15 protein-coding genes are annotated in these 18,320 nt (G+C 42.4%); 6 read left to right on the top strand and 9 right to left on the bottom strand.

Annotated elements, in window-relative coordinates; translation table 11 throughout:
* Positions 1 to 116: 116 nt before the first annotated feature.
* Together AMD27_RS00240 and AMD27_RS00235 are read right to left on the bottom strand one after the other, a co-directional pair.
* The gene (locus AMD27_RS00240) at positions 117 to 3,251 is read right to left on the bottom strand and encodes an efflux RND transporter permease subunit (RefSeq protein WP_067662607.1); all 3,135 of its coding nucleotides are present in this window, start codon (positions 3,249 to 3,251) and stop codon (positions 117 to 119) included.
* A gap of 14 nt (positions 3,252 to 3,265) precedes the next feature.
* Entirely contained in the window at positions 3,266 to 4,366 is a 1,101-nt protein-coding gene (locus tag AMD27_RS00235) for an efflux RND transporter periplasmic adaptor subunit (protein ID WP_067654747.1), read from the bottom strand.
* Between the two features lie 142 nt (positions 4,367 to 4,508).
* Here AMD27_RS00235 and AMD27_RS00230 point away from each other — a divergent pair, with 142 nt between their 5' ends.
* From AMD27_RS00230 to AMD27_RS00210, 5 genes are all read left to right on the top strand, one after another.
* Positions 4,509 to 5,129, top strand: a complete 621-nt coding sequence (locus tag AMD27_RS00230; protein ID WP_067654744.1) for a TetR/AcrR family transcriptional regulator — start codon at positions 4,509 to 4,511, stop codon at positions 5,127 to 5,129.
* A 133-nt stretch (positions 5,130 to 5,262) separates the two neighbouring features.
* On the top strand, positions 5,263 to 7,953 hold the full coding sequence (gene ppc, locus AMD27_RS00225; protein WP_067654741.1) for a phosphoenolpyruvate carboxylase: 2,691 nt from the start codon (positions 5,263 to 5,265) through the stop codon (positions 7,951 to 7,953).
* Positions 7,954 to 8,122: 169 nt separating this feature from the next.
* The gene (locus AMD27_RS00220) at positions 8,123 to 8,626 is read left to right on the top strand and encodes a GGDEF domain-containing protein (RefSeq protein ID WP_067654738.1); all 504 of its coding nucleotides are present in this window, start codon (positions 8,123 to 8,125) and stop codon (positions 8,624 to 8,626) included.
* A gap of 268 nt (positions 8,627 to 8,894) precedes the next feature.
* Entirely contained in the window at positions 8,895 to 10,208 is a 1,314-nt protein-coding gene (locus AMD27_RS00215; protein ID WP_067654736.1) for a solute carrier family 23 protein, read from the top strand.
* A gap of 113 nt (positions 10,209 to 10,321) precedes the next feature.
* The gene (locus AMD27_RS00210) at positions 10,322 to 11,245 is read left to right on the top strand and encodes a LysR family transcriptional regulator (RefSeq protein ID WP_067654734.1); all 924 of its coding nucleotides are present in this window, start codon (positions 10,322 to 10,324) and stop codon (positions 11,243 to 11,245) included.
* 7 nt (positions 11,246 to 11,252) lie between these two features.
* Here AMD27_RS00210 and AMD27_RS00205 read toward each other — a convergent pair whose 3' ends face one another.
* The gene (locus AMD27_RS00205; protein ID WP_067654732.1) at positions 11,253 to 11,990 is read right to left on the bottom strand and encodes a sulfite exporter TauE/SafE family protein; all 738 of its coding nucleotides are present in this window, start codon (positions 11,988 to 11,990) and stop codon (positions 11,253 to 11,255) included.
* 307 nt (positions 11,991 to 12,297) lie between these two features.
* Between AMD27_RS00205 and AMD27_RS18950 the strand changes: the two genes are divergently transcribed.
* A complete protein-coding gene (locus tag AMD27_RS18950; protein WP_228140731.1) occupies positions 12,298 to 12,408 on the top strand; it encodes a hypothetical protein in 111 nt (36 codons plus the stop codon).
* A gap of 141 nt (positions 12,409 to 12,549) precedes the next feature.
* On the opposite strand, the gene AMD27_RS00200 is transcribed toward AMD27_RS18950, so the two are convergent.
* The 6 genes from AMD27_RS00200 to tpgA all read right to left on the bottom strand — a co-directional run bounded on the left by AMD27_RS00200 (position 12,550) and on the right by tpgA (position 18,320).
* Entirely contained in the window at positions 12,550 to 12,837 is a 288-nt protein-coding gene (locus AMD27_RS00200) for a chorismate mutase (protein WP_067654729.1), read from the bottom strand.
* Positions 12,818 to 14,152, bottom strand: coding sequence for a hypothetical protein (locus AMD27_RS00195; protein WP_067654726.1), 1,335 nt, complete (start codon positions 14,150 to 14,152; stop codon positions 12,818 to 12,820). Before AMD27_RS00195 ends, AMD27_RS00200 begins: the two co-directional genes overlap by 20 nt.
* 275 nt (positions 14,153 to 14,427) lie before the next feature.
* Positions 14,428 to 16,257 carry a dihydroxy-acid dehydratase gene (gene ilvD, locus AMD27_RS00190; RefSeq protein ID WP_081405893.1) on the bottom strand — a complete coding sequence of 610 codons (1,830 nt, stop codon included), beginning with the start codon at positions 16,255 to 16,257 and terminating at the stop codon, positions 14,428 to 14,430.
* 350 nt (positions 16,258 to 16,607) lie between these two features.
* A complete protein-coding gene (locus AMD27_RS00185) occupies positions 16,608 to 17,033 on the bottom strand; it encodes a hypothetical protein (RefSeq protein WP_067654723.1) in 426 nt (141 codons plus the stop codon).
* Between the two features lie 32 nt (positions 17,034 to 17,065).
* Positions 17,066 to 17,497, bottom strand: a complete 432-nt coding sequence (locus tag AMD27_RS00180; protein WP_067654720.1) for a hypothetical protein — start codon at positions 17,495 to 17,497, stop codon at positions 17,066 to 17,068.
* A 25-nt stretch (positions 17,498 to 17,522) separates the two neighbouring features.
* Positions 17,523 to 18,320 carry a trimeric autotransporter adhesin/peptidogylcan-associated protein TpgA gene (gene tpgA, locus AMD27_RS00175; RefSeq protein ID WP_067654717.1) on the bottom strand — a complete coding sequence of 266 codons (798 nt, stop codon included), beginning with the start codon at positions 18,318 to 18,320 and terminating at the stop codon, positions 17,523 to 17,525.

The following is an 18,320-nucleotide window of genomic DNA, read 5'->3' as shown; positions in this document are numbered from 1 at the left end:
AACCCACTGCATGCTCAATTGTTCTTATGCAGCGGATTCATTGTGTTATTTTGTGTTAAAAACTAGGGACTACTATATTGAAATTTTCAATTATTCGCACCTAGTATTCAAGCATTCTACGCATTTTTTGTGTCTTTTTTTACTTTAAACCAAGTTGCATAAAGTGCGGGCAAGAAAAATAATGTCAATAAAGTCGCAATAATCAGTCCACCCATAATCGCAACCGCCATTGGGCCGAAGAAAATACTTCGAGAAAGTGGGATCATCGCCAGTACCGCTGCCAACGCCGTTAAGATAATCGGGCGAGAACGGCGCACGGTTGCATCTAAAATGGCATCCCACTCGGCATGTCCTGCGCGTATATCTTGTTCAATCTGATCAATTAAAATCAGTGAATTTCGCATGATCATGCCCGACAGTGCAATCGTACCGAGCATAGCCACAAAACCGAACGGTTTGTTAAAAATAAGCAGGAACAACACTACACCAATCAAACCCAAAGGCGCAGTCAAAAACACAATCAATGCGCGAGAAATACTCTTGAGCTGAATCATCAGCAAAGTGAACACTACCGCTAAAAACAGGGGCATACCCGCATTGACTGAGCTTTGTCCCCGTGCTGACTCTTCCACTGTGCCGCCAACTTCAACCAAATAACCACTGGGTAAATCTGCACGGATTTTTTCAATGCTGTCATTAAGCTCACCGACCACAGTCGCCGGCTGTAATTGAGTGCCAATATCCGCACGAACCGTAATGGTCGGTAAGCGATTACGATGCCAAATCAATCCATCTTCAAATTTGTACTGAATATTGGCGATTTGCGCCAAAGGTACGGTACCACCATTTGCGGTGGGTACGGCCAAACTTTCCAAAGAACCCACATCAATACGCTCAGCTTTATCTCCTCTTAAGCGAATATCAATCAACTCACGTTTTTCACGGTACTGATTAATCACAGCACCACTGATTGAACTGTTCAAGAAATTTGCCAGTTCTAAACTGCTGACGCCCATCTGACGTGCACGATCTTGATCAATTTCCAGTGAAATGACTTTGCTCGGCTCACCCCAATCCAAATGTACATTGGCCACGTTCGGATTTTCACTTACAGTTTGAGATACTAACTGCGCACGTTGACGCACGATATTTAAATCTTCACCCGACACGCGAAACTGAAGTGGATAGCCGACGGGTGGGCCATTTTCAAGCAATGAAACGCGCGTTCGAACTTCTGGCAATAATTTGCTGATTTCCTGACTTAAGTTTTTACGAATTTGATCACGCTCATCCAGTGAAGAAGCCAGTACCACAAATTGGGCAAAACTGGCTTGAGGCAATTGTTGATCGAGTGGTAAGTAAAAGCGTGGTGAGCCTGTTCCTACATAGGCCACATAATTATCAATGCCTTTTTGAGTGGATAAGAACTTCTCCACCTTTTTTACCGCCTGTTCTGTTGCGGTCAGGGATGCACCTTCCTCAAGCTTTAAATCCACCAAAATTTCAGCACGATTTGACGGTGGGAAAAATTGCTGTGGCACCAGTTTAAACATCAAAATGGACAAGATAAATAGACCCACCGTGGCTGCAATCACGGTTTTTCGATAGGTAATACAGCGGTTCACGACAGATCTAAAGCGCTGATAGGTCTTGGTTTGATAGGGGTCATGCTGCGCGCCATGTGCATGCACAATAGGACGTGGCTCGGGTTGCTTACGTAACCTTGCCCATAGACGCTGATACCACGGTGCTTTTTGCGGTAAGTGTGTAAAATCTGGCAGGAGTTTATCTCCCAAATACGGTACAAAAAGTACCGCTGCAAACCATGACACCACCAAGGCAATGGTCACCACTTGGAAAATTGACCGAGTATATTCACCGGTACTTGAGGCAGCCGTTGCAATGGGTAAAAAGCCCGCTGCAGTAATGAGTGTCCCCGTCAGCATCGGAAAAGCGGTCGAGGTCCAGGCAAAACCTGCCGCTTTCATTCGGCTATAGCCCTGCTCCATCTTAATCGCCATCATCTCCACGGCAATAATGGCATCATCCACCAACAGCCCTAACGCGAGAATCAGAGCACCGAGTGAAATCTTATGTAATCCCACATCAAAGAAATTCATGCCCGCAAAGGTCATCGCTAAAACCAGTGGAATGGACAATGCCACCACCAAACCGGTGCGAAAACCCAAGGAGAAAAAACTCACCAACAGGACAATAATCACCGCTTCCGCAAGCACTTTAATAAACTCTTGAATACTGCGCTCAACCGCCACAGGTTGATCCGAGACTTTTTTCAGCTGCATACCCAAAGGCAAAGCTTGTTGTAGATCGTTAAATTTCAGCTCAAGATTTTCTCCCAGCGCAATAATATCTCCGCCTTTACGCATCGACACGGCAATCCCAATGCCGTTTTCGCCCATAAAACGCATGCGTGGCTGTGCAGGTTCACTAAAGCCTCGATAGACCTCTGCCACATCTCCCAACTGAATGGTTTTATTGCCCACCAACAGTGGCATTTGCTTTAAGTCATCAATAGATTTGAGCTGTCCACTGACACGAACCTGAATACGATCTGAGCCTGTTTCAAAAAAACCGGCACTGGCCGTGGCATTTTGTTTTTGTAAGGCCTCTTGAATCGCGGTAATCGGAATACCCAGCTGGGCAGATTTGGTATTTGAAATTTCAATCCAAATTTTTTGATCTTGCAAACCGACCAAATCCACTTTGCCCACGTCTTCAACGCGTTGCAGTTGCAGCTGCACCCGATCTGCATATTCTTTTAAAACACCGTAGTCAAAATCTTGACCGGTCAGCACATAGATATTGCCAAAGGTATCGCCAAATTCGTCATTGAAAAATGGACCCTGTACACCACTGGGCAATTGATGCTGAATGTCGCCGACTTTTTTGCGGACTTGATACCAAACATTGGGAAGATCAGAGGACTTGAGGGAGTCTTTGGCGATAAAAGTCACCATCGATTCACCTGGTCTGGAATACGCCACCACACGCTCGTAAAGCCCGGTGCTCATTAACTGCTTTTCAATTCGATCGGTCACTTGTAGCGAGACTTCTTCAGCCGTCGCACCCGGCCAATAGGTCTGCACCACCATCACTTTAAAACTAAATGGCGGATCTTCACTTTGAGAGAGTTTGGCATAAGAATAAATGCCTAAAATACCCATCAAAATCATGAAATAAAGAATCAGTCCTTTATTTCGAAGTGCCCACTCAGACAGGTTAAAATTCATTTTGCTGTTCATGGCTAAGCCCCTGCCTGAATTTTCACGCTGCGGTTTTGACGGTCAATCGGTTGTATTTTTTGTTGATCTCGCAGTAAGTGTACGCCGCCTACCACCACCCAATCTGTGGCTTTAAGCCCAGAGAGCACAGGTACGTGGTCACGGCCATAAGCACCTAAGCTCACATTAACTTTTCGAATCTTTTGATTTGAATCCACCACCCAAACATAGGCTTGGTTTTCTGTCGCTGATACACTGGTCAATGGCACACTGAGTACATTTTGAATATTAGATGCAAAAAATACGCGGGCGCTTTGTCCCAGCTGAATCACATACTGCCCTTCTTTTAACGCCACTTTGACGCTAAAGGTACGTGACTGATCTGCCGCAGGTGAAATTTCACGGACATAAGCGGCAAAGCGCTCATCGGGTTTTGACCATAAGGTAATCCACGCATCTTGCCCAACTTTAATGTTCGCCACCGCCTGCTCAGGAACCCCAATCACCACTTCACGCTCGCCATCAATGGCCAACTGATAAGCCGCTTGCCCCGCAGCCACGACTTGACCGACCTCAATATCACGCTGGGTAATCACGCCATTTTTGTTGGCCACCAACTGGTTGTACCCAGTCTGATTACTACTCATTGCATAATTCGACTGTGCTTGCTTCAAGGTCGATTGAGCAGACTTGTACTGATTTTCCACGGCATCGTACTGCGAACGACTCACGGCGTTGATCGGCAGTAATTGTTTAAACCGCTTGAACTCATCTTCGGCAATTTTGACCGCAGATTGCGCTGCCTCAAGTTGCGCTTTGGATGCACTCAGTTGTAGCTGGGCATCTTTTACATCCAATTTAGCAAGCACTTGCCCGACTTTGACGCGATCACCGACATCCGCATAGCGCTCTGTGATTTGACCTGCCACACGAAATGCCAAAGCTGTTTGCTGTCTGGCTTGCACATCACCTGCATAGCTTTTAAGTTCATCATGCGTGGTGTTCGGCTGTGCGACCATCACAAAAGGCACTTGTTCAGTGACTTGTTTTTCCTGACTACACGCCGATAATGTGATATGACACAGCATGATTAGACCAACGACAGCAAATTTATAATGACTCATGCGAACTGCTCTTGTTTAATTGTTTGGGCAAATGTTTCGACGAGAGATTCATCTGTACATTTTTAATTAATATACCGCATGGTACACTAATTAAAATTAATCTTTCAAGTTATGGCTTAATTACTTTTTTTTGGAGTTTTTTGTGCAAACCAATGTGGGTCGTCCGAAGGACTTAGAAAAACGTGCGCTCATTTTACAAGCAGCTAAAGCGTTATTTTTAAAAAATGGCTTTCATGGCTCAAGCATGAATCAAATTGCCAAGTCAGCAGGTGTCACTAAGCTCACGGTCTATAACCATTTTCAGGACAAAGAGAATTTATTTACCTGCGCAATTGCACAAACCTGTGAAGAATCCATTAAAGCTCATCCGATTGTTCTTCAACCCCAAACTAACTTTAAAGAAGCACTGTATCAACTCTGTGATTTAGCTTTAAAAATCATCAACTTGCCTGAAGCGATTAAGCTTGAACATTTATTATTAGAATTGGCAGCTGAACAAAATCCGTTGGCTTTATCTTTTTATAATGCTTCACATCAACGATTGTTTTTGGTCTGGTCTGATTTTCTCACCCAAGCCGTCGAATTTGGTTTCATCCGAGCGGACAGTATTGAAAAACAATGCAATCTTTTACTGTCCCTGCTGCTGGGTCATCGTCATCATGAAGTTTTGCTCGGTGTGCGTGCTGTGCCCACTTCAAGCGAGTGTCATGGCATTATCACGGATGCAATTGAGTTATTTTTAATGAAATATCAAGCTGCATGACGTGTTTAAACTTCATCCATTTAACGGCTTAAAACGCTTTATTTTGTTTATTTTTATCCTAAAGTTGTAGCTAAATGACTTGGCTTCTCAGGGAATAGCGGTATATTCGAAAGGAAAAGAATAGGAGAAAAAAATGATTCAACACATCGATGCTCCATTACGTGAAGACGTACGTTTACTTGGAAATCTTTTGGGTGAAACCCTAAAAGAACAAGCAGGACAAGATTTGTTTAATCAAATTGAGCAAATTCGTGCGCTGTCTAAAGGCGCACGCGATGGCAATATTGAAGCAGAAAAACAGCTCGAACAGCTTTTTCTCACCCTTGAAGATGATGAGATTTTACCGCTGACCCGTGCATTTTCTCATTTTCTTAATTTCACCAATATCGCTGAGCAATATCACGTGGTGCGCAGTCGCCGCCAAAATGAATGTGATGAAGATGCTGCTTCTCCCAACGTGCTTGATCCCTTATTTGATAAATTTAAACAACAACAAATTTCAGCAGATGTACTCTATCAACAAATTTGTGAGCTGAACATTGAGCTGGTGCTGACAGCGCATCCAACCGAAGTCAGCCGTCGTACCTTGATTCAAAAATATGACGGCATCAATGACTGCCTGTCTCAATTTGATCAACAAAAACTGACCCCGAAACAACGCGCGCGCGTATTAGAAAACTTAAAACAATTGGTCTGTTCGGCATGGCAAACCGACGAAATTCGTCAGCATCGCCCGACCCCGATTGATGAAGCCAAATGGGGCTTTACCACCATTGAACAAACCTTATGGAATGCCATTCCTAAATTTATTCGTGAACTCGGTGACTTGGTCAATGCGCACTGTGAACGTACGTTACCTTTAGACATTGCCCCTGTGCGTTTCGCCTCTTGGATGGGCGGTGACCGCGACGGCAATCCAAACGTAACCCACAAAGTGACCCAAGAAGTGTTGTGGTTATCGCGTTGGAAAGCAGCTGATTTGTACTTGCGTGATATCGAAGATTTACGTTGGGAACTGTCCATTCAAGCCTGTAGTGATGAGCTCAAAAATGCGATTGGTTATGCGCATGCCGAGCCGTATCGCGAATATTTACGCAGTACCCGTGAACGACTGAAAATTACCCGTGAATGGTTGGCGGCCAAACTACAAGGTCAACACAGTGATGTAGATCGCAGTCAAATCATTCATCATAAAGATGAGCTACTGCAACCGCTGTTGCTGTGTTATCGCTCATTGATGGACTGTAATTTGGCTGAGATTGCCAATGGTAAATTACTCGACTTTATTTATCGCGTGAATTGCTTCGGCATTGAGTTACTTAAACTGGATATTCGTCAAGAATCAGGACGACATCGTCAAGCCATTTCAGCGATTACTGAATATTTGGGTTTAGGCAATTTTGAAACCTGGACCGAACAAGCCCGCCAAAATTTCTTATTACAAGAATTACAAAGCAAACGTCCCCTGTTGCCTAAGCATTTACATGTACCTGCGCAAAGCCTGATTGAACACCCAGATGTACAAGAGGTGTTTGCCACCATGCGTACTTTGGCTGAACAACCGAAAGAGAGTTTAGGGGCTTATATTATTTCCATGGCAGAGTACCCAAGTGATGTTTTGGCGGTGCTGTTACTGCAAAAAGAAGCCGGAATTGAACATCCTTTACGCGTTGTGCCGTTATTTGAAACTTTAAAAGATCTCGATGGTGCAGCAGACACCATGAACACGTTGTTCAATATGCACTGGTACAAACAGCATATTCAGTCTAAACATGAAGTGATGATTGGTTATTCGGACTCAGCCAAAGACGCCGGCTTTATGTCTGCCAACTGGGCGCAGTACCGTGCCCAAGAAGAGCTGACCTCGATTGCGAAAAATCATGATGTTCAGCTGACTTTATTTCATGGTCGTGGTGGATCAATCAGCCGTGGCGGTGCGCCTACTCAACAGGCATTGTTCTCTCAACCACCGGGTTCAATCTCAGGAGCAATCCGAGTCACTGAACAAGGTGAAATGATTCGCTTTAAGTTTGGTTTAGAAGAAATTGCCTTACAAAACCTTGAAATTTATACAGCAGCAACCTTAGAAGCGACGCTATTGCCACCGCCAGAACCGAAACCCGAATGGCGTGAACTGATGCATAAGATGACTGATCTATCGGTGCAAGTGTATCGTCAAACGGTACGTGATAATCCGCATTTTGTGCAGTACTTAAGAACTGTTACCCCTGAACTTGAACTGCAAATGCTACCGCTCGGCTCACGACCGGCAAAACGCAAAGTCAGTGGCGGTATTGAATCACTGCGTGCGATTCCTTGGGTATTTGCTTGGACACAGATTCGTCTCATGCTTCCTGCTTGGCTTGGCACTGGTGCTGCGATTAACCAAGTCATTACCCAAGGTCACAAACCCGAACTGGATGAAATGTTGCAGCAGTGGCCGTATTTCCAAACGTTAATTGATATGTTGGAAATGGTGTTGTCTAAGGCAGACAGTAATATTGCGCTATATTACGAATCTCATTTGACCGACGACGAAAATTTGAAAGTTTTGGGTGCAGAACTGCGTACCCGTTTACATGATGCCGTGCAAACTTTGCTGGCCATGAAAGGTGAATCTAAACTGCTCAGTTCCAATGACGTCTTGGATCAGTCCATGAAAGTGCGTAAGCCATATTTACTGCCCCTGCATTTACTTCAAGCTGAACTCATGAAACGCCGTAGAGAATACTTATCGCATCAATCTGCGGAGCAAACCCCTGTAGATCATGCGCTGATGGTGAGCATTGCAGGGATTGCCGCAGGGCTTCGCAACACAGGTTAATTTACGCCATAAAAAGAAGAGGGAGCATATTCCCTCTTTTTTTATTAATATGCGTGACTTTGGCTGAGTACGTCTTCATCGTTATTCGATAAACATCCTTATCTTATTCTTCTTTATCAATTTTATAAGTGATCAAATTTACTCCTTTGATCAAGATTAACTATTCAAAATGCCTAGTGATTTAATGACGGTTGATCCTTTAACGCAAATTTTAAATCGTCGGGGGATTTCCAACCGCTTCAATGAAATTCAAAATAATAGAGCTTCAAGCGAACATAGCATCTGTGTCGCACTCATCGATATCGATTATTTTAAAAAAATTAATGATCAATATGGACATGATGCAGGCGACCAAGTGCTGATCGATATCGCACAACTTCTGAGACTCAATACTATGCAACCTGATCATGTCGGGCGTTTTGGCGGTGAAGAGTTTTTAATTATTTTTGAAGATACCTCTACAGAGGTTGCACAGCAGATTTTAGAACGATGTCGCCTCGCCATTGAACAGCATCGGCTTAATTATCAAGATTACAGCATTCAATTGACTGCCAGTTTTGGACTGAGTTGTTCAAGCCAGATTGGCATTGATCAACACAGCTTAATTTTGGTTGCTAATCAGGCGCTGTATCAAGCAAAAAATGCCGGACGCAATCAGATCTGTATCGCTTAAGTCCGCTAAATTGCACCCATATTTAGAAATCCATTTTAGCCATTCATTATTTTCGATCACTTGAGTTTTCATATTATTTATTTAAATATCTGATAAGCTCATCAATTAATCCTATGATTATACGTCATTTTTAATTTTTATTTTTTACCGTGTAGTAAAAATAAAATAAAAGTCAGTGGATTAGTTTTAACATTTTTGAAACCGCATGCTTAAATCAATGAAAAAGAAGCGTATGATGTGCACAATTTATCTTTGGAGTGCTCATTTTATGTCCAACTGGTTTCCAAAATGGCGCCCGTATGAAGGCAATATCGATGCACGTCCAGTCGGCACCAACGAATACCTCCCTCCCGCACAAAGTATTGTTTTAGGTATTCAGCACGCTTTCGCCATGTTTGGCGCAACGGTTCTGGCTCCATTTTTAATGGGGTTTGATCCTAATCTTGCCATTTTAATGTCGGGTATTTGTACCATTTTGTTCTTCTTGATGACCGGTGGTCGAGTTCCAAGCTATTTGGGTTCAAGTTTTGCTTTTATTGGGGTGGTGATTGCAGCCACGGGATATACCGCCGCAGGGGGATTAAACCCTAATATTGCCGTGGCCGCTGGCGGGATTATCGCATGCGGTGTATTGTACGCGCTGTTTGGCTTTTTGGTCATGGCAACCGGCACAAAATGGATTGAAAAACTCATGCCACCTGTGGTTACGGGCGCAGTAGTCATGATCATTGGTTTAAACCTTGCCCCTGTCACGGTTAAAGCTGTTGCGGGCAACCCGTTTAATATGTGGATGGCCTTAGTGACCATTCTGTGTATGGGTTCTATTGCAGTCTTCACCAAAGGCTTGTTGCAACGTCTGCTGTTATTGGTCGGTTTATTGTTGGCTTATTTGGCCTATTACATCGTCTCCAACGTCATGGGTTATGGGGTTCCAATTAATTTTGTCCCTATGCAACAAGCGGCATGGTTTGGCGTACCTGATTTTCATCAGCCTGTGTTTGATGTTAATGCCATGCTCATTATCGCGCCCATCGCTCTCATTTTAGTGGCTGAAAACTTAGGTCACATAAAAGCAGTCAGTGCCATGACCGGTGAAAACCTTGATCCGCATATTGGTAAAGCCTTCTTTGCAGATGGTATCGCTACAACTTTGGCGGGTGGTGTGGGTGCGCCGGGTATGACCACTTATGGTGAAAATATTGGGGTGATGGCGGTCACCCGTGTGTATTCGACGATTATTTTCGTCATCGCGGGTGTTTTTGCAATTTTCTTGGGACTGTCACCCAAATTTGGTGCTGTGATTCATACCATTCCAACCGCAATTTTAACTGGTGCATCGATTGTGGTTTTCGGTTTAATCACCATTGCTGGTGCCAAGATTTGGATTGAGAACAAAGTCGATTTTTCTCAAAACAAAAATCTGATGATTGCAGCAGTGACCATTATTCTAGGAACAGGTGATTTTGCGATGCAATTGGGCGATTTCAACTTGGGTGGTATTGGTACGGCAACGTTTGCAGCACTGTTTTTAAACTGGTTCTTTAGTTTGGCTGATCAGAAAGACGCCCAATATAATATTTAAAAAAATCATTTCACTTTATAGCAGCCGAAAGGCTGCTTTTTTATGCTTCTAATACCAGTTTTCATACATTTTTGCGTATGATGAATCATATTGAACTGAATATGGCTATACGGATGCGCCTCGATTTTTTTGATCTACAACTGGTTTTAAATATTGTAGACACAGGCAGCTTGACTAAAGGTGCCCAGCGCTCTGCAATTTCATTACAAGCCGCCAGTGAACGAATTAAGAAAATTGAGCAAAGCGTTGAGGTTCAATTGTTCACACGGCATGCCTCTGGGGTCAAACTCACTCTAGCTGGGCAGACCTTTGCAACCTATGCTGAAGGCTTACTCACACAAGTTCAGCAGCTGCAACAGGCCATGTTGCCTTTTTCTAACCGCTCTGAACACTTAGATCACGCGCATATCGAAATGACCCTCTGGTGCAATTCTTCGGCGCAGAGTGAGTACCTACCACTACTACTTCCGCAATATTTAGTTGAAAACCCGCATACCCAAATCGAGCTTAGAGAAGCCGAAACCCAAGAGATTATTCAGGCATTGCAACAAGGTACAGCCCAATTGGGGCTCATTTCAAGCTTCTTTGATGCTAAAAATTTGCAAACTTTGGATTTTTCAAAAGATCCGCTGGTGCTGATATGTCCTGTAGCGCATGCCCTTACGAGCAAAGCACAAATCCCTTTGGCAGAGTGTTTGTCCTATCCTTTTGTCGGACTGATGCCATATCACTCTTTGCAACAATCCATTGAAGCTCAGGCCAAACAACTCGGCTGTGCGATTCAATATCGCTTACGTTTACCCAATTTTGCTGCAATTGCTCAAGTGGTCGCCAGTGGGGTTGGCATTGCGATCATGCCAAAACGTGCCGCACGGCGTTTAGCTGAACATTATGCATTTAGGCAAATTGAACTTTTAGGGGCTTGGGCGAATCGAAAGCTGCTGTTGGCGGCACAAGATTTTGAGCAATTGCCAGTGTCTTATCAGCATTTTAGTCAATTTTTACGTTCACAGCATGACATCTTAAGTTTGGATTGAGCGCGGATTAAATCCAACCCCACTGATGCACGACCATATAACTGCCAAAAATAACCAATCCAGCAAAGAAAATTTTTCTAAATTTTTGTTCCGAAATACGGTAGCGAATTTTGGTGCCTAGCCACATCCCGACTAACGCTGGAATTAAAGCAATAAGCGATAAAGCATAATCAATCGGTACATTGTCCACGGGGTTTAAATGTAGATATACCGCTAAACACAGGGTCGATACTGTGAAGGCCAATCCCAACGACTGAACCAAATCATCCCGTTTTAAATGTAAAGACTGCAAATAAGGCACCACAGGAATCACCACCACGCCTGTCGCTACAGTGAGTGCTCCCCCCAAATAGCCCACGATAGGCGATAAGTATTTTTCATGGGGAGCGAGATTGGGCATACTTTTGGCAAATAGGCCATACAGCCCATACAGCGCTAACATGCCTCCCAATAAAGCTTCACTTTGAAATTCACCCTGCCCCAAGCCTGGAAAGATACTCCAGATTGAACCGACCACAATGCCCAGCAATAATGCCCAAAAGCGTCGAATCAGTTTAAGTACATGACCTTCTGCAAAGAGCTGCCAAATATTGGTGACCATTGAGGGAATAATTAATAAGGTTGCCGCTTGAAATGGACTGATCACGAGACTAAGTAAGCCCATCGATACTGCAGGCAGACCCAGTCCAATCGTCCCCTTGATCATGCCCGCAATCGCAAAGACCGCTATAACAAAAGGCAGCATCTAAATTCTCTAAAATATGTGCTAAAAATATAGCGACATGGTATAGCGTGGCAGTCGATTTAAATATCATTGAATTTAGGATCAAGCCTCAATCTATGCTTGAGACTCGCAATACGACTTATGAACAACGCTATTTTCCAAGGCTTACAAGATTTTATCTTTAAAATTTTGACTAAATATCAAAGCATTGATCACTTTCATGAATGAAGCTTAGCAGCACAACCGTCATGGAGAAGGATTACTTTTGGCGCCAAACATGCGATAGTATATTGATCTCGTTACAATCGAATATGGCGTATTGAATATGATGAATTATTTCAAAAAGAAAAATAAAGCTGCTTTTGTATTCTTCATTATTACGCTTTATTCCGTGATCGGCTTTATTATTGGACATATCATTTGGAAATATGTGCTTTAAAGTCAGTATGCCATGGTCGTTAAAACCATGCTCAAAGAACCATTGATGCAAAAAAATCCATTGATCTTTCGCATATCAAATATGAAAGCGCTGAAAATGCAATGCATTCAATCCTCAAAACGTCATGGCATCCTATACATTTTAAGGGCGAAGCTCTTTTAATTCACGTTGAATAAAATGTTGAATCATTTCCCGATAAATTTTTTCAACCAAATCCGCACTAACGCCCTGCTCTGCTGCTTCTGCGCGTACCCTAGCAATGACTTGATTGGCACGTTCTGGTGACTGTACGTCTTGAACACTACTTTTAAAACGCACCGCCTGATCCACATAAAACTGACGCTGTACAATCAATTCAATCATGGCGCTGTCAATTGAATCGATCTTTTCACGTGCTTGGACAAGTGACTCACATTTCTCTTTCTTCATCTTCGCTAGATTCTGCATGTTGATGCTCTAAGTCATTATCACTTTTGTACTTTTGTTCTAACACATTACTGAAAATACTTTCAATCATCCAGACCCGATATAAACTATTAAATACATAACTTTTACCATCGAGTCTGAGTTCAAGCACGGGAAAGTCAGGTTGTGACTTCATTTCACAGTGTAAATCATTGTCTTTAAGCTTCTTGTCGATATCTTCTTCAGTCAGCTGGCTGATATTCAGTTCTTGCTTTAATTGCTCAAAATGAGCGGTATAGGATAGATCCTTGCCCGCACTCCAAACCGCTTCTAACAAGGTATACATCGCATCGACGCGGCGCTCTTCAGGCACACTATAAAACAGCTTTGCAATATCAGGTGTGCTGTCTGCAGTCGGTCTACAAAATGGGGTAAAGGCCACCCCTGTTCGTTTGGATAAACGGGTTGCCAAACTCCAATCGAATTGATCACGCCCCTGATAACTTAAGGGATAGACATTCAATTCAATATCGTAATAATCCGCCAGTTCTTCTTTGATATAGGCAAGTAACAACCAACTGATCGGATCTTCTAAAGCAATATACAAATCCAGCTCTGGACTCATGGCCTGAATTTCGCTGAGTTCCTCAGCATCATTCATTAAGTGCTCACGCCATTCAATATGATTGATTAAAAAAATGGGATTGTCGGTTAATAATTTTTGTTGTTTCAAACGGCGGGTTAATCGCAGCAAATCATCCACGGCATGGTATTTACGATCGCCTATTTCAAAATAGCTGGCCAATACTGGTGTATGTTCAAACTTTCGCTCAACACGCGCTTTTACAGTTTGATGCTGACTGGCCATGACAAATAAGGTGCGTAATTTGCCATATTGTTGTTGCCACAGCATATGAAATACATCTTCGAGTAAATACAGAAAATTCTGACCCGAAAGGGGGGTATTTTTTAAAATGGTTTCGGCTTGTTGTATAGCTTCTGCACTGGGTAATTCCGGCTTTTCATTGTCAAAACCAAAACGATGTTGGTAGGCCAAAATTTGTGCATCTCTTAAGCTATAGTCACGCCATTCATCCGCGCTCATTCCATTCGGTGCTTCAGCTGCGACATCAGACACCACCACTTTAAGCGGTTTAATCTCATCACTTAAAATTTCGTCGAGCTGTGCCAACTGTTGCACGGCCAAATAACTATAGACATCATCTAAACGCAGGTAGATGGTCAATCCCTGTTCTGTCGATAACAGCGTTTGGCGGTTGGGTTTTTGATAAAACCAACGCGACCGGATGGGATCAAACCAACGGCGTAGCAGTGACATGAGATTAGCCTCGAAAAATAAACTTTGAGCGAACCATTCATTCAGTTTGAGTGATTCTGAAGATTATTCATCGCTCCAAATATAAATGTAAAAAATAGAAAACCTATGCAAAACTTATAACAATTCAAGACCAAATGTTCAATGTTTAACATCAATCTAAACTTCAATATAAAGTCAAAGAATCGATCAAATGATTGATATCGCTATTTTTGCAATATCAAAAAAAGCATCCAATGGATGGATGCTTTCTTCAGATAACTTAAACAGACCTGATCTTAAAGTTCACGTACCGCACCTTTAGATGCACTAGTGGTATGCATTGCATAAGCTTTAAGTGCTTTAGATACTTTACGTGGACGTGTTTCAGCAGGCTGCCAACCTTTGGCTTCTTGAATGGCACGGCGTTCTGCCATGACGGCATCTTCGACTGCCAAATGAATGGTACGGTTTGGAATATCAATTTCGATACGATCACCTTCCTCAACCAAACCAATTGCACCACCTTCAGCTGCTTCTGGAGACACGTGACCAATGGATAGACCTGATGAACCGCCCGAGAATCGACCATCAGTTAACAAGGCGCAGTCTTTACCTAAACCTTTTGATTTTAAGTAACTGGTTGGATACAACATTTCTTGCATACCTGGACCACCACGTGGACCTTCGTAGCGAATCACAACGACATCACCTGCGGTAATTCCACCATTTAAGATACTTTCTACAGCAGCATCTTGGCTTTCAAAGACGCGCGCGGTACCATTAAATTTCAAGATTGAATCATCCACACCTGCTGTTTTTACAATACAGCCATCCAGTGCAATATTGCCATACAGTACAGCCAAACCGCCGTCTTGAGAGAAGGCATTGGCTGCATTACGAATCACGCCTGATTCACGGTTACCATCTAAACTTTGATAATAACGATTTTGTGAGAATGCAGTTTGAGTGGGTACACCACCCGGTGCTGAACGGAAGAATTGATATACGTCTGGATCTTCAGTACGAATGATATCCCATTTATCTAGCGCATCTTTTAAAGTTTTTTCATGCACAGTCGGTACAGATGTATCGAGTAATCCCGCACGATCAAGTTCGCCAAGGATTGACATAATACCGCCAGCACGATGTACGTCTTCCATATGTACGTCTTGTTTTGCAGGCGCAACCTTACACAGCACAGGTACGTTACGAGACAAACGATCAATATCGGTCATGGTAAAATCGACTTCAGCTTCATGCGCTGCCGCCAATAAATGCAGTACGGTGTTGGTTGAACCGCCCATTGAAACATCAAGGGTCATGGCATTTTCAAACGCTGCTTTGCTCGCAATTGAACGCGGTAAGAGACTGTAATCATCTTGCTCATAATGACGCTTGGTGATTTCAACAATCAGTTGGCCCGCGCGTTCAAATAATTTTTGACGGTTGGCATGTGTTGCAAGTGTTGAACCATTGCCCGGTAAAGATAAACCCAAAGCTTCGGTTAAGCAGTTCATCGAGTTTGCAGTGAACATGCCTGAACATGAACCACAGGTTGGACATGCTGAACGCTCATAGGCTGCCACTTCTTCATCAGTGAAACTATCGTCCGCTGCAACCACCATCGCATCCACAAGATCAATGGCATGTTCATTGCCACGAATCTTGATTTTACCCGCTTCCATAGGTCCGCCTGAAACAAAGACCACAGGAATATTCAGGCGCATTGCAGCCATGAGCATGCCCGGCGTGATTTTGTCACAGTTCGAGATACACACCATCGCATCCGCACAGTGGGCATTGACCATGTATTCAACCGAATCTGCAATCAGGTCACGTGAAGGCAATGAATACAGCATGCCGTCATGTCCCATCGCGATGCCGTCATCGACTGCAATGGTATTAAATTCTTTCGCCACACCGCCCGATGCTTCAATTTGACGTGCAACCAGTTGACCCAAATCTTTTAAATGGACGTGGCCTGGAACAAATTGCGTAAATGAATTGACTACCGCAATAATCGGCTTACCGAAATCTTCATCTTTCATTCCTGTTGCACGCCATAATCCGCGTGCGCCAGCCATATTTCTTCCGTGTGTCGATGTTTTTGAACGATAGTCAGGCATTTTTTATTTCCAACTTAAGTTGAGCTTGATATGAATCAGTATTCATTCTGGCTTAGTGTGACTGAAATATAAATCTAAATCAGTTAAATGATCAGCCCTATTATTACAGCTTTTTGTGCAACGGTTAATCACTGCATCTTTTCAGCCGTTTTCGGTATGTTAGCTCACTCAACTGTAATTAAAGCAGGGTTAAAAGAGTTCACTTAGCATAAAACCACTATAAACTGATATGAAGCCTTGCAATACAAAACTTTCATGAATCTTTTTTAAATTTTATATAAATTTAATTTATATAAGTAAGACTCTTTCCAAAAAAATGGCCTCCGAAGAGGCCATTTTAAAATCAGTACTTATTTTTGCTTAATCAAATATAAGCTACTGCATTGCTTGCCTTCAGTATCAGAACAAACCTGTGCTGTATTTTGAGAGATCCATTTCAAGCCTAAACTTAAAGTTTGACCCGTAAAATTTTTCGGTGATTGGGCACATGATGCCTTTTTATTATCCGTGGTCACTTTCATCGTCAGAATATCTAATGCTTTTGTATCTGCATTACGCATCACTGCAAAGTTTCCAGACATTGATTTCAATTTACTGGTGTACTGGAACTGGCCCGGTTTTTTAAATTGATACGTTTCGGTACATTTATTTTGAGCATTATAAATTGACCACGTGCCCCAAAAATCATTCGCCAAAACCATTTGTTTCTTTTCAAATGCGTGCACTTGAAATGTACACGCTAAAGCAGCTGTGATTAATCCAATTTTTTTTAGCATATTCGTTTCCATTTCTCTATAAATAATTTAAATCAATGTTCTGGACGTAAATATACGGGGCAATCTTTACCCAGCGCATCATTACAAAAATATATTTCTTTGTCTGAAACTTTTTTCAGAAAATTAGTCGTGGATGTACCTGCTTGGTTAATTGAATTTCCTGCACAATCAGGTTGTCTGTTATCAGTTTTGAAATTGATTACAACAGCTGGTAATTCAAAGGATTGCGTATTTTCTAAAAAACTATACTGTCCCGTTATACGTTCTAAATGACTAGAAACCAATATTTCACCTGAAGGTAAAAAGTTATATTTTTCAATACACGTATTATCCGATTGAACCAACCCCCAAAATTGAGTGCCTTTCAACACATTAAAAACATCCGATTTTTGCTCTTGAGAATGGGCACTTAATGTTGCGAATAAACCTAAAAGTAATACGCATCCAGTCCAATACTTTTTCATTTATGATCCTAAATTTAAACTCTATTTACCATTGAATATTAACCCGACGATTCGGTGCAAGACATTCAATCAATTCAATTTTCTGATTCGAAGCTGTACATTTTCGGTATTGATCCGTTTTATTCTTCGCCTCAAATTTAATACGTTCAGATGCAATGCCTTGCTGTTCAAAAATGTGTACTACGGTTTGAGCACGCTGCGTAGATAATTTTTGGTTGTATTGAAATGAACCGAGGTGATCAGTATACCCAGACACATAAATCGGTGTAGCTGGATCAGCTTGTTTAATTGTATTGATAATAGCATCAATTTTCTCTGGGTTTTTTATACCCGCTAAATCTGAGCGATCAAAATAAAATAATACACTGGCCGATTGATCTTGCACAGTATACGTGGTCTGTTCCTGATCAGATTGATTGTTGACACCCCACGTGACCAAGCCTTGGCACTCCTCACCTTTCCAGTAATATTGATCTGCCAATTTCTGCTTATCAAAATCAATTCTGAGCTGGCAGCGTTTATAATTTTGGGTATTTGGTTCTCGAATATCGAGTACATAATTCCAAGTCTTGACTGCAAAAAGACCTTCAGAAAAGTGAGGATTACCCAGAATAAAACGAATTTGATCTTTCGTTAAACCTTTATCTAAACGTGCAACTTCATCATATTCATAACGATGGACTTGTTTAAGATAGCTGTTTTTAAGCTCAGGGAAATGAACCTCTGTGGATGTATTTTGTGTTGCAATATCATTCGCATGTGTCATTGAAATCATTAGGCCACTAAGCAAACTGAATAACATCATTTTTGTGAATGTTTTCAT

This window comes from Acinetobacter sp. TGL-Y2, from assembly GCF_001612555.1.
GTDB lineage: Bacteria > Pseudomonadota > Gammaproteobacteria > Pseudomonadales > Moraxellaceae > Acinetobacter.
Note: the sequence above shows the minus strand (reverse complement) of the source record. Positions and strands in the feature narration are given on the sequence as shown.